The organism is Escherichia sp. E10V10, from assembly GCF_004211985.1.
GTDB lineage: Bacteria > Pseudomonadota > Gammaproteobacteria > Enterobacterales > Enterobacteriaceae > Escherichia.
The window spans coordinates 37847-49496 of sequence record NZ_RHJO01000021.1 but is presented as its reverse complement, the minus strand read 5'-3'; the positions used below and the strand labels follow the sequence as shown (position 1 = coordinate 49496).

13 protein-coding genes and 1 pseudogene are annotated in these 11650 nt (G+C 49.0%); 7 read left to right on the top strand and 7 right to left on the bottom strand.

Going from position 1 to position 11650, the window contains the following annotated elements; translation table 11 throughout:
- Window positions 1-34: 34 nt before the first annotated feature.
- From D9736_RS19615 to D9736_RS19605, 3 genes are all read right to left on the bottom strand, one after another.
- Window positions 35-1054: a Zn-dependent oxidoreductase gene (locus tag D9736_RS19615; RefSeq protein WP_130258971.1), complete on the bottom strand. Its 1020-nt coding sequence runs from the start codon at window positions 1052-1054 to the stop codon at window positions 35-37.
- A gap of 11 nt (window positions 1055-1065) precedes the next feature.
- Window positions 1066-2280, bottom strand: a complete 1215-nt coding sequence (gene rspA, locus D9736_RS19610) for a starvation-sensing protein RspA (RefSeq protein WP_130258970.1) — start codon at window positions 2278-2280, stop codon at window positions 1066-1068.
- A gap of 204 nt (window positions 2281-2484) precedes the next feature.
- Window positions 2485-2811 (bottom strand): YnfA family protein, encoded by a 327-nt coding sequence (locus tag D9736_RS19605; protein WP_064529976.1) that lies wholly within the window; start codon window positions 2809-2811, stop codon window positions 2485-2487.
- Window positions 2812-2945: 134 nt separating this feature from the next.
- Here D9736_RS19605 and D9736_RS19600 point away from each other — a divergent pair, with 134 nt between their 5' ends.
- Both D9736_RS19600 and speG read left to right on the top strand, forming a co-directional pair.
- Complete coding sequence (locus D9736_RS19600) at window positions 2946-3287, top strand: DUF1283 family protein (RefSeq protein ID WP_130258969.1); 342 nt, start codon at window positions 2946-2948, stop codon at window positions 3285-3287.
- 34 nt (window positions 3288-3321) lie between these two features.
- Window positions 3322-3882 (top strand): spermidine N1-acetyltransferase, encoded by a 561-nt coding sequence (gene speG, locus D9736_RS19595; protein WP_064529978.1) that lies wholly within the window; start codon window positions 3322-3324, stop codon window positions 3880-3882.
- A 2-nt stretch (window positions 3883-3884) separates the two neighbouring features.
- Here the strand turns inward: speG and D9736_RS19590 are convergent, their stop codons facing one another.
- Window positions 3885-4595, bottom strand: a complete 711-nt coding sequence (locus tag D9736_RS19590; protein WP_130209287.1) for a YnfC family lipoprotein — start codon at window positions 4593-4595, stop codon at window positions 3885-3887.
- A 106-nt stretch (window positions 4596-4701) separates the two neighbouring features.
- Between D9736_RS19590 and D9736_RS19585 the strand changes: the two genes are divergently transcribed.
- The 4 genes and pseudogenes from D9736_RS19585 to clcB all read left to right on the top strand — a co-directional run bounded on the left by D9736_RS19585 (window position 4702) and on the right by clcB (window position 7255).
- Entirely contained in the window at window positions 4702-5007 is a 306-nt protein-coding gene (locus D9736_RS19585) for a DUF1161 domain-containing protein (protein ID WP_130219129.1), read from the top strand.
- A 52-nt stretch (window positions 5008-5059) separates the two neighbouring features.
- A pseudogene (locus D9736_RS23655) lies at window positions 5060-5146 on the top strand (hypothetical protein); the annotation flags it as partial.
- A 42-nt stretch (window positions 5147-5188) separates the two neighbouring features.
- Window positions 5189-5803 (top strand): Tat proofreading chaperone DmsD, encoded by a 615-nt coding sequence (dmsD, locus tag D9736_RS19575; protein ID WP_130258968.1) that lies wholly within the window; start codon window positions 5189-5191, stop codon window positions 5801-5803.
- A gap of 159 nt (window positions 5804-5962) precedes the next feature.
- Window positions 5963-7255 carry a voltage-gated ClC-type chloride channel ClcB gene (gene clcB, locus D9736_RS19570; protein ID WP_130258967.1) on the top strand — a complete coding sequence of 431 codons (1293 nt, stop codon included), beginning with the start codon at window positions 5963-5965 and terminating at the stop codon, window positions 7253-7255.
- Here clcB and bioD read toward each other — a convergent pair.
- The 3 genes from bioD to D9736_RS19555 form a co-directional block, all read right to left on the bottom strand.
- Window positions 7208-7903, bottom strand: coding sequence for a dethiobiotin synthase (bioD, locus tag D9736_RS19565; RefSeq protein ID WP_130209293.1), 696 nt, complete (start codon window positions 7901-7903; stop codon window positions 7208-7210). The genes clcB and bioD overlap by 48 nt on opposite strands.
- A 125-nt stretch (window positions 7904-8028) precedes the next feature.
- Complete coding sequence (mlc, locus tag D9736_RS19560) at window positions 8029-9249, bottom strand: sugar metabolism global transcriptional regulator Mlc (RefSeq protein ID WP_130219069.1); 1221 nt, start codon at window positions 9247-9249, stop codon at window positions 8029-8031.
- A 134-nt stretch (window positions 9250-9383) separates the two neighbouring features.
- A complete protein-coding gene (locus tag D9736_RS19555; RefSeq protein ID WP_130219067.1) occupies window positions 9384-10277 on the bottom strand; it encodes a LysR family transcriptional regulator in 894 nt (297 codons plus the stop codon).
- A gap of 106 nt (window positions 10278-10383) precedes the next feature.
- Here D9736_RS19555 and D9736_RS19550 point away from each other — a divergent pair, with 106 nt between their 5' ends.
- On the top strand, window positions 10384-11637 hold the full coding sequence (locus D9736_RS19550; protein WP_130258966.1) for an MFS transporter: 1254 nt from the start codon (window positions 10384-10386) through the stop codon (window positions 11635-11637).
- Window positions 11638-11650: the final 13 nt, after the last annotated feature.

Below are 11650 nucleotides of genomic sequence, written 5' to 3'. Positions count from 1 at the left end.
CCTTTGTAGGTACAGTTACTTTTATATAAGACATTCAGGACTCGGGGAATTTCAATAATACTTTGCACAGCCCTTCTTGTTGAGACTCGATGAGTTTAAATGCTTCATGTACATGTTGAATATCAAAAACATGGCTTATAATATTCTCCGGATGAATTAATCCCATCACCATCCACTCAATAACTGTAGGGAACATACGACAATTTAAACGCGATGAATAGAGGGTTAACTCACGACGAGTTAATTCCTGTTGCGCTATTGCAGACGGTGTCGCAGAAAAACCTAAAAGTCCAATTCGCCCGGCAGGAGAGATTAACGTCACGGCTTCTTCCAGGATAGATGGATGGCAAACCGCATCATAAATTAACGTAGGTGTTAGTTTATTATTGTGCAGAAATTCCCGTAATGAACCATTCCGGTTATTAAAAGTATGAGTCGCACCACAACGTCCTGCCATAAGCAGGCGATCTTCGCGTTGATCCACCACAATTACTGGAATCTGCCAGACGTTACACAAAACATCAATAATTGTTAAACCTGCCGGACCTGCTCCATATACCAGTGCAACATCCGTTGGGAAAACCCCCGTACGATTGGTTACATTGGCGGCTACCGCATACGGTTCAATTGCCGCTGCAAGGTTTGCTGGTATAGATTCCGGCACTCGCCAGATGTTAGTTGCTGGCACACAGGTATAATCGGTAAAGCCACCATCGCGATGAACGCCTAATACGTTTAAGCTTTCGCACACATTCGGGCGCCCAATTGAACATGGATAACAATGACCGCAGCTAATGACTGGATCAACCACGACGCGTTCAGCAATGCGTTGCGGAGAGATATTGTCCCCTACACTGGTTATCGTTCCGACAAATTCATGTCCTACGATACGAGGGTAAACCGCAAAAGGATTTGCGCCATGATAAATATGCAGGTCTGAACCACATATCCCTGCATACTCAACTTTGACGCAAACTTCATCAGCTTTTGGCGCAGAAGAAACGCTATCAATCAGATGCATTTGTCCAGGTTTTTCAACCACAACACTAACCATATATTCCGTCCTTACCAGTTCCAGAGTGTGCCATCTTCCAGACGTGCGACTGGCAGATAAGCGGGTTCGTAGGGGTATTTTGCTGCCAGCTTTTCATCAAACTCGATGCCAAGACCCGGTTTGTCGCCCGGATGCATATAGCCGTTATCGAAAGTCCAGTTATGCGGGAAGACTTCGAGCATTTGTTCTGAATAGCCCATATATTCCTGAACACCGAAATTCGGTACCCACAGATCAAAGTGCAGCGCCGCAGCCATGCAGACAGGCGACAAATCAGAAGGACCGTGTGAGCCAGTGCGTACCTGATACAGGGATGCGAAATCAGCGATCCGACGCATACCGGTGATGCCGCCCGCATGAGTCAGCGTAGTGCGGATATAGTCGATGAGTTGTTCTTCTATCAGTTGTTTGCAGTCCCAAATGCTATTGAAGACTTCACCCACCGCAATTGGCGTGACGGTGTGTTGGCGAATGAGGCGGAAACACTCCTGGTTTTCCGCAGGCGTCGGGTCTTCCATCCAGAACATGCGATAATCTTCAATGCTTTTACCAAAGCGCGCCGCTTCAATAGGCGTTAAACGATGGTGCATGTCATGCAGCAGATGTTCATCAAAACCAAACTTGTTACGTACCGCGTCGAACAGTTTTGGCATGAAGTCGAGATATTTTTCCGTCGACCACAACTGCTCCTCCGGCCACTGCCCTTTTGTCGCAGGTTCATAAGCCAGCCCTTTGCCTTTGGACATGCCATAGGTGGTCTTCATACCTGGAATGCCGCACTGTACGCGGATGGCTTTGAATCCCTGTTCCTGGTGACGAGCATAATCATCCAGTGCCTCATCAATGGAGTGACCGGTTGTGTGACAATAAACCATAACCCCTTCGCGAGACGCGCCACCCAGTAACTGATAAAGCGGCATGTTGGCGGCTTTGGCTTTAATGTCCCACAGCGCCATATCAACAGCTGAAATGGCCGACATGGTGACTGGACCGCGACGCCAGTACGCCCCTTTATAGAAAAACTGCCAGATATCTTCGATACGGTGAGCATCGCGGCCAATGAGTTGTGGGCAAAGATGATCTTGCAGATAAGATGCTACCGAAAGCTCGCGTCCGTTAAGCGTGGCATCGCCAAGGCCGGTAATACCGTCCTCGGTGGTGATTTTTAAGGTGACAAAATTACGTCCTGGACAGGTGACAAAAACTTCAGCCCCTACGATCTTCATGTTTTATTCCTTGCATCGCTCGTCGTGATGCATGAAATCTACGCAGTCGAAGTACTACCATACAAGTATAAAAATTAAAAAAGACCAGAATGATCACAAAAAAAGGCGCATATTTGCGCCGTGAATACTTGACAAAAAGTGAAAAAAACACCGGCCTTCAGAACATGATTATTTATATCTTATTGATAAGATAGGTTTATATTCTTACGCACGTCCCCAGCCAGCAACAATAATCAACATCCCACATAGCGCGACCAATGCTCCAGTCCAATCGTAAAGACTGAGTTTTACGCCATCCACAACCCGCAGCCACAGCAGCGCCGTGCAAACATAAACGCCACCATAAGCTGCATACACTCGCCCACTGGCCGCCGGATGCAATGTTAACAGCCAGACGAAAAGCGCCAGGGAAATCCCCGCCGGAACCAGCAGCCATACGCTGGCGTTCCGTTTAAGCCATAGCCAGGGCAGGAAGCATCCGACAATTTCACACAAGGCGGTAGCAAAAAACAGTAACGTTGTTTTAATCATCTTTGTCACTCATTGACATCATGTATATTTATGGCTCGACATAATATCATCACCCTATACATCCTTCTGGTACGTTTTGCGTTCGCAGTGGATCGTGTAAAATCCCCTTTAAACATTCATGTAAGGAATGAATCATGAATATTACTTTCTGCAAACGGCTCGGACTGCTCGCTTTTCTGCTACCTTGCGCACTGGCATTTAGCGCAACTATTCATGCAGAAACCAATAAACTGGTGATTGAGTCTGGCGACAGCGCACAGAGTCGCCAACAGGCGACAATGCAAAAAGAGCAATGGAATGAAACTCGCAATCTGCGTCAAAAAGTCAATAAACGCACCGAGAAAGAATGGGATAAGGTTGACGCCGCATTCGATAGCCGCGATAAATGCGAACAAAGTGCCAACATTAATGCCTACTGGGAACCGAATACTTTACGTTGCCTGGACCGTCGTACAGGCCGCGTAATTACCCCCTAAACTGTTATTGATATAAGGAATGTAAGGACACGTTATGACAAGCGCCCACAGTGTTAAGCTACGTCCGCTGGAGCGTGAAGATTTACGCTATGTGCATCAACTCGACAATAACGCCAGTGTGATGCGTTACTGGTTTGAGGAACCCTACGAAGCCTTTGTTGAACTCTCTGATCTGTACGATAAACATATTCACGATCAGAGTGAGCGTCGTTTCGTGGTGGAGTGCGATGGTGAAAAAGCGGGTCTGGTGGAACTGGTTGAAATTAACCATGTCCACCGCCGCGCAGAATTTCAGATAATCATCTCCCCGGAATACCAGGGTAAAGGTCTGGCAACACGCGCAGCAAAATTAGCAATGGATTATGGCTTCACTGTTCTTAATCTCTATAAGCTGTATCTGATTGTCGATAAAGAAAATGAAAAAGCGATTCACATTTACCGTAAGCTCGGTTTTACGGTCGAAGGTGAACTGATGCATGAATTCTTTATTAATGGTCAATATCGCAATGCCATTCGCATGTGTATATTCCAGCATCAGTATCTGGCGGAACATAAAACGCCGGGTCAGGCAATGCTGAAGCCGACCGCGCAATAGCGTTAATAATAATCAATGGTATTTTTGATTGTGTAAACCCGTTCGACGGCGGGTTTTTCCGCTTCATCAACAATGATCAATTGGCAGTCCACCGGATTGGCGTGGCTGTCATATTCACAGCTTTGCTTAACATTACCCACTTGTTGATTATTCAGTAAAGTAACCGCCGTGTAATCGAGTTTTTTGATCGGATCAGTTGACGGTGTTGCAGTGACTGATAACGTTTTATCGTTGCTTACTGTGGTTTTACCCAGCGGATAGCCCTGTTCATCATACCTATAATCCACCTTCATCTGTTTGCTGCTGGCTTTAACTACAAAGCCATTATCATCGGTTTCCCAACTCACTCCGGCGGAAGGTAATTCTGCTAACTGACATTTACCCTGTAAACGTACTTTTTTCTCCAGTGTCTGCGCGTCACGGTAATAATTCGCATCCAGCACTAAGGCAACCACGGTATTATTTTCCAGATCCAATAATTCAAGCGAATCGAAGCAACCTTCTTCCGATAAGCTGCCTGAAACACGTTTCGTCACTTCACCTTGTTCATTCATCAATGTCTGGGTGAAATCTTTAACCGGACCACGCAGCGGATCAAAATCAAATTCATTAGAGAAACTGGCCATCTCTGGCGTAAAAGAAAACGTCACTTCTGCGCGATCGCATCCTGTAAGCATTATCGCGAGCAAACATGGCAGTAATTTGAAATTCACTTTAGTCACCAGACAGTAGAGATTATTATCAATCATAGTAGTAAATACAGTACTTTACACGTGAAATGCTATGCTTAGTGAGTAATATTCATTTAAGGAGCCAATGATGAAAATCTCAACTTATTGCGCCGCACTACTGCTCACAATTGCCTCACCCGCCGTGCTGGCCGCGCCAGATTCTTGTGAACGGATAAAGAGCGATATTTCACAGCGTATTATCAATAACGGTGTGCCAGAAAGTAGCTTTACTTTAAGTATTGTGCCAAATGATCAGATCGATCAACCTGACACCAGGGTGGTTGGCCATTGTGCCAATGATACTCATAAAATTCTCTATGACCGCACCACCAGCGGTAACAATTCTGCCCCTGCACAACCGACTCAAGATGGCGCGCCTGCCGAACCGCAGTAAAAAGTATGATGGACGCTGGCGCGTCTTATCAGGTCTACATACTGCAACGTGCTTGTGTCTCATACCGGGCGGTGAGATGATCGGGCGAGCGCGATTTTATGGCCTGCATATGACGGTAGGAATGGCCGTCGCAGGTTAACAACTTGGTGCGGGGCAAGCCGCACGTTTCAGGATGATAGGAATGACGCATTTTTCACAACAAGATAATTTTTCTGTCGCGGCGCGTGTGCTGGGGGCGCTGTTTTATTACGCCCCAGAAAGCGAGGAAGCCGCGCCTCTGGTTTCTGCAATGACCAACGATGGCTGGGAAACTCAGTGGCCTCTACCGCAAATGTCTTTAGTACCGCTGGTAACGGCTTTTCAGCAACAGAGTGAAGAGTCGCGTACGCAGGCCTGGCAGCGTTTATTCGTTGGCCCGTGGGCGTTGCCGTCCCCGCCGTGGGGATCGGTCTGGTTGGATCGTGAATCGGTACTGTTTGGCGATTCAACGTTGGCGCTTCGTCAATGGATGCGCGAAAAAGGCATTCAGTTTGAGATGAAGCAAAACGAACCTGAAGATCATTTTGGCTCCTTGCTACTGATGGCGGCCTGGCTGGCGGAGAGCGGTCGTCAGACTGAGTGCGAAGAGTTGCTGGCGTGGCATCTTTTACCGTGGTCGACGCGCTTTCTCGAGGTTTTTATCGAAAAAGCAGAACACCCTTTTTACCGCTCGCTTGGTGAACTGGCTCGCTTAACGCTGGCTGAGTGGCAGTCACAATTGCTGATTCCCGTCGCAGTTAAGCCACTTTTTCGTTAAGGTTCCCGTAGCATTACCGGATGGCGACATTAGCGCGCCATCCCATATTAAATAAGTTACAGTGTCACACCATTTCCCCACTTAAAGCACGTACAGCTTTTGCGCCTGACGTCTTTTCCCGCAAAATAGATGCCCGTGTTTAACTTGCCATTTCTACTCATGCATCATCTACACCTTTACCCGGATCTGCGCTCCCTGTTTCGTCGTCTGCTTATCGCAACGATAATCGGTATTCTCGCGGCGTTTGCCGTTGCCGGATTCCGTCATGCCATGCTGTTGCTGGAGTGGTTGTTCCTGAGCAATGATTCCGGGAGTCTGGTCAATGCTGCGACAAACCTTTCTCCGTGGCGACGCTTGTTAACTCCTGCGCTCGGCGGTCTGGTGGCAGGTTTATTGCTCATGGGCTGGCAGAGAGTTACGCAGCAACGACCCCATGCGCCGACCGATTATATGGAAGCGTTGCAGAGCGAGGGGCAGTTCGATTACGCAGCAAGCCTGGTAAAATCACTTGCCTCTCTGCTGGTGGTGACCAGCGGTAGCGCAATTGGCCGTGAAGGCGCGATGATTCTGCTGGCGGCTCTTGCTGCATCCTGGTTTGCCCAACGTTTTACGCCGCGTGAAGAGTGGAAATTATGGATTGCCTGCGGTGCTGCGGCAGGCATGGCTGCAGCCTATCGCGCACCACTTGCCGGGAGTTTATTTATTGCCGAAGTGCTGTTTGGCACCATGATGTTGGCCTCTCTTGGCCCAGTGGTGATTTCAGCCGTGGTGGCATTGCTTGTCAGCAATCTTATTAATCACAGCGATGCATTGCTCTACAGCGTTCAGCTCGAGGTGACGCTGCATGTGCGGGACTATGCGCTAATTATCAGTACCGGCGTGCTGGCTGGTCTTTGCGGACCATTACTGTTGAAAATGATGAGCGCCAGTCATCAAGGTTTTGTTCACCTAAAACTGACGCCGCCCTGGCAGTTGGCGTTAGGGGGGTTGATCGTCGGCCTGCTTTCCCTGCTCACGCCTGCGGTATGGGGCAATGGTTATAGTACGGTGCAATCCTTTTTAACCACCCCACCACTGTTTACGGTCATTGCTGCGATCTTCATCTGCAAACTTTTTGCCGTGCTGGCCAGTAGCGGTTCCGGCGCGCCTGGCGGCGTGTTTACGCCAACGCTATTTATCGGGCTTGCAATTGGCATGCTGTATGGACGTAGCCTGGGGTTATGGCTTCCAGGCGGCGAAGAAATGACGCTTTTACTCGGACTAACAGGGATGGCAACACTGCTGGCTGCGACCACGCATGCGCCAATTATGTCGACATTGATGATATGTGAAATGACCGGGGAGTATCAGCTACTCCCCGGTTTATTGATTGCCTGCGTGATCGCGTCGGTAATGTCGCGGACCTTACACCCTGACTCTATCTACCGACAGCACACTACGCAGCATGGCTAAGCGGATGTATTGACCCAGTTCTCGCTGTTCAGCTCGTGGCAGATAAGGAAGTTCACCAATGAGCGGTGCCGGGAGTTTTTTACCCAGCACATCAATGATTTCAGCATAATGCGCTAACCCGGGGTTAATACGATTAGCCACCCAGCCAATGAGCGGCAGACCGTCGTTCGCAATCGCTTGTGCGGTCAGAAGCGCATGGTTAATACAGCCTTCCTGAATGCCCACCACCATCAACACCGGTAGCTGCTCCTGGACCACCCATTCAGAGAGCGGACGCAGATCATTCATCAGGCTGCGCCATCCGCCAGTCCCCTCAACGACAACATGATCAACTTTGTCAGTCAGGTTAGCCAGACCATTTGAAATGAGCGTGTAATTGATTGGACAACTGTGCGCCACGCTACTTTCTTCTTCGCTTAACGCAATGGGATTGACTGCTTCATAAGGCAGTTCAATTGATGAAACACTCTGCAACACCAGGGCATCTTTATTACGCAGCCCCTCAGGTGTCTCTTTGCTCCCCTTCGCTACGGGTTTGTATCCCGCAACCGTTTTTCCCTGGGAGGCTAACGCTTGTAGCAATGCGCGGGAAACCACCGTTTTCCCTACAGAAGTGTCTGTACCTGTTATAAAGAAACGCTTCAGCATCACTAACTCCACCGTTATGCTTCACTAATATAAGCCAGGAAAATAATTCAACGTGGAAAGTCTAAGTTATGCTTGCTGCACTCAATTTGAGATAGCGCAAATTTTGGTAGAACAGTTAAAAAATGTTAACCCTGCAACAGACGAATCAGCAAAGATCCATTATATAGCGCATCTTTTACCAGCGCGGCCCCTGCCATTGTCCCCTGATTGGTGAACTGAGTGCTCTCAACGCTAATATGCTGGCTGTATGCTGGAAGCGCCTGCTGGCGGATGCTGTCAGAAATCACAGGGAACAGAATATTTGCCGCTTTGCTTAACGGCGAGCCAATCAGTATTTTTTGTGGGTTAAATAAATTCACCATGATGGCCAGAATGCGCCCAACATGCGCGCCTACGCCAGTGATAATATCCTTTGCCAGCAAGTCACCCTGCAACGCCGCATGGCATAATGAATCCACGCTCAAAGGCTGCCCGTGCAACATCGAACTCATTGACTGATTAAGGCGTAATTGCGCCAGTTCGAGGATGCTGTCCACACTGGCGATGGTTTCCAGACAACCGTGGTTACCGCAATAACAGCGTTTACCATACGGATCCACCTGGGTATGACCAATTTCTACCAGGCTACTGCTTCCGGCATGTAACAAGTGACCGTCGGTAATCACGCCCGCGCCAACATTGTGATCAATTACCACCTGAATCACATCGCGCGCCCCGCGAGAGGCTCCAAATAATGCCTCGGCCATCGTCCATGCACTAATATCATGCTGAATGTAAACCGGTACACCCGTGTGCTGCTCCAGCGCTTCGCCGAGCGGCATCTCTTTCACATCCTCGTAAAACGGCATCCGGTGCACAATACCATTTTCCGTATCAATAATTCCCGGCAAAGTAATGGCGATGGATGTCAGGCGTTCGAGTTTTTTCTGATGACGGATAAAAAACTGATCAATATGCGCAATGATACGTTCTAGCAAAGGCAATTCATCCTGAAGCGCCAGCTCCAGTGTCTCTTCCACCACCAGCTTGCTGCTTAAATCACGCAGGGCAAGAAAAATTAAACCACGACTGATGCGCAGAGAAAGATAATGCCAGGCTTCTGTTTCCACCACCAACCCCACCGCAGGGCGGCCACGGTTTCCCCCTTCTTTAATTTCTAACTCTTGCACCAGGTGCGCTTCTAGCATTTCGCGGACAATTTTGGTGATACTGGCGGGAGCCAGTTGCGCCATGCGGGAAAGGTCGATTCGCGAAATGGGACCAAGCTGATCAATCAGGCGATAAACAGCACCCGCGTTGGTCTGCTTTATTTGATCAATATGTCCAGGCTGGTTTTCTGCAACCACCTTATACTCCCTATATTTTCGCGCTCCGAAATAATCTGTAGGCTATGGTGAAACACTTCAATGCGTGCCGTCAAATTTTTACTTAGCCATGTGATTAACAGCACACTTTTCGGGTTTTTTAGCTGAATTTTACCTCACCTGAGAGCATTCAGCAGCTGAATACGAAAGTTTCGCGCTGCCGGACTTTGTTCATGATGTGTCGGCCAGACCAACCACATTTCAGAAACCGCATCTTCTTCAGCAATAGGTATCCAACGCATTTCATTAAGCTGAACACGCTTAAATGAGGCGGGCAAAATCGAAACGCCCAAACCGGCAGACACAAGGCCAATGATGGTCATCGCCTCGCCCACTTCCTGGGTAATAACCGGTGTAAGATTGTAGCGTCGCATCAGGCCCAGAATGTCATCATAAAGCCCTGTCCCGACGTGAGGATCAAAGAAAACAAACGGCTCTTTTGCCAGTTCCGCCAACGTAACTACAGATTTACTGGCTAACGGATGATCGTGCGGAATCATCGCCATAAGCGGTTCATGCACAATTACCGCATGGTTCAACGTCTCCGGCAGCAAAGTATTGCGTAACAGTCCCATATCGAGCGTCCCTTCGATAAGGGGCGCAATTTGCTCGCGGGTATTCATCTCGCGCGTCTGCAAATGGACATCGGGAAATTCGCGGCGAAATAACGATAAGGTATCTGACACTGCGCGAATGAATGGCGCCGATGAGGTAAAACCAATGCGTAACTCTCCCGCCTCCCCCTGATGCAGTCGTTCTGCCCGCGCTGCGGCATCGTCTACCAGAGAAAGAATTTGACGACTATCGGCAAGAAATTGTTTGCCCGCAGCGGTGAGCGCAACGCTTCGATTGGTCCTGGCCAGCAGGCGCGCGCCAATTTGTTGCTCCAACGCCTGAATCTGTTGGCTTAGTGGCGGTTGAGAAATATTCAGGCGCGCAGCAGCACGACCAAAATGCAATTCTTCTGCAACAGCGATGAAGTAACGTAGGTGACGCAATTCGATATTCATATTTCATACATATTATTTGAGACTATTAATATATTAGACATAACAATTCGATTTTCCTACTCTATTCCTGAGCTAACACAACGCGCATATTTAGTAAGGATTTCAAGTGAGTCGTACCACAACTGTTGATGGCGCTCCGTCAAGCGCCACTGACAAGCAAAACGTTTCCCAGCCAAACCTATTCATCAAACGCGGTACGCCGCAATTTATGCGCGTGACCCTGGCGCTTTTTTCTGCCGGACTGGCAACCTTCGCTCTTCTCTATTGTGTGCAACCTATCCTTCCGGTTCTTTCGCAGGAGTTTGGCTTAACACCCGCAAACAGTAGTATTTCACTGTCAATTTCAACGGCAATGTTGGCTATCGGATTGCTGTTTACTGGCCCGCTTTCCGATGCCATTGGTCGCAAGCCAGTGATGGTTACGGCGCTGTTATTGGCCTCCATCTGCACGTTACTTTCGACGATGATGACCAGCTGGCACGGTATTTTGGTGATGCGCGCCTTGATTGGCCTTTCATTAAGCGGCGTGGCTGCGGTGGGCATGACCTACCTTAGCGAAGAGATCCACCCGAGTTTTGTCGCCTTTTCGATGGGGTTGTACATCAGCGGTAACTCGATTGGCGGCATGAGCGGACGCTTAATTAGCGGTGTCTTCACCGATTTCTTCAACTGGCGAATTGCACTGGCAGCGATTGGCTGTTTCGCACTGGCCTCGGCGTTAATGTTCTGGAAAATTCTTCCAGAATCTCGCCATTTCCGCCCTTCCTCACTGCGCCCTAAAACACTGTTTATCAACTTCCGTCTGCACTGGCGCGACCAGGGATTGCCTTTATTATTCGCAGAAGGTTTTTTGCTGATGGGCTCATTCGTCACCCTGTTTAATTATATTGGCTATCGCTTGATGCTTTCTCCGTGGCATGTCAGCCAGGCGGTGGTGGGTTTATTATCGCTGGCCTATTTGACCGGTACCTGGAGTTCACCAAAAGCCGGAACCATGACCACCCGCTTCGGACGCGGTCCGGTGATGTTGTCTTCGACAGGTGTCATGCTTGTTGGCCTATTAATGACATTGTTCAGCTCGATATGGCTGATTTTTGCCGGGATGTTGCTCTTCTCCGCCGGATTCTTTGCTGCTCACTCGGTCGCCAGCAGCTGGATTGGCCCCCGTGCTAAACGCGCCAAAGGCCAGGCTTCCTCGCTGTATCTGTTCAGTTACTACGTGGGTTCAAGTATTGCCGGAACATTAGGTGGGGTCTTCTGGCATAACTACGGTTGGAACGGCGTTGGCGCCTTTATTGCGTCGATGCTGGTGGTCGCGATTATAGTGGGTACACGTTTGCACCATCGATTGCACGCCTGAAAAAATAAGCCCG

Coding starts and splice junctions, on each gene's coding strand:
- clcB (WP_130258967.1), top strand. CDS start 5,963: ATGCATCATCTACACCTTTACCCGGATCTGCGCTCCCTGTTTCGTCGT.
- D9736_RS19615 (WP_130258971.1), bottom strand. CDS start 1,054: ATGGTTAGTGTTGTGGTTGAAAAACCTGGACAAATGCATCTGATTGAT.
- D9736_RS19605 (WP_064529976.1), bottom strand. CDS start 2,811: ATGATTAAAACAACGTTACTGTTTTTTGCTACCGCCTTGTGTGAAATT.
- dmsD (WP_130258968.1), top strand. CDS start 5,189: ATGACGCATTTTTCACAACAAGATAATTTTTCTGTCGCGGCGCGTGTG.
- D9736_RS19585 (WP_130219129.1), top strand. CDS start 4,702: ATGAAAATCTCAACTTATTGCGCCGCACTACTGCTCACAATTGCCTCA.
- D9736_RS19600 (WP_130258969.1), top strand. CDS start 2,946: ATGAATATTACTTTCTGCAAACGGCTCGGACTGCTCGCTTTTCTGCTA.
- speG (WP_064529978.1), top strand. CDS start 3,322: ATGACAAGCGCCCACAGTGTTAAGCTACGTCCGCTGGAGCGTGAAGAT.
- D9736_RS19555 (WP_130219067.1), bottom strand. CDS start 10,277: ATGAATATCGAATTGCGTCACCTACGTTACTTCATCGCTGTTGCAGAA.
- bioD (WP_130209293.1), bottom strand. CDS start 7,903: ATGCTGAAGCGTTTCTTTATAACAGGTACAGACACTTCTGTAGGGAAA.
- rspA (WP_130258970.1), bottom strand. CDS start 2,280: ATGAAGATCGTAGGGGCTGAAGTTTTTGTCACCTGTCCAGGACGTAAT.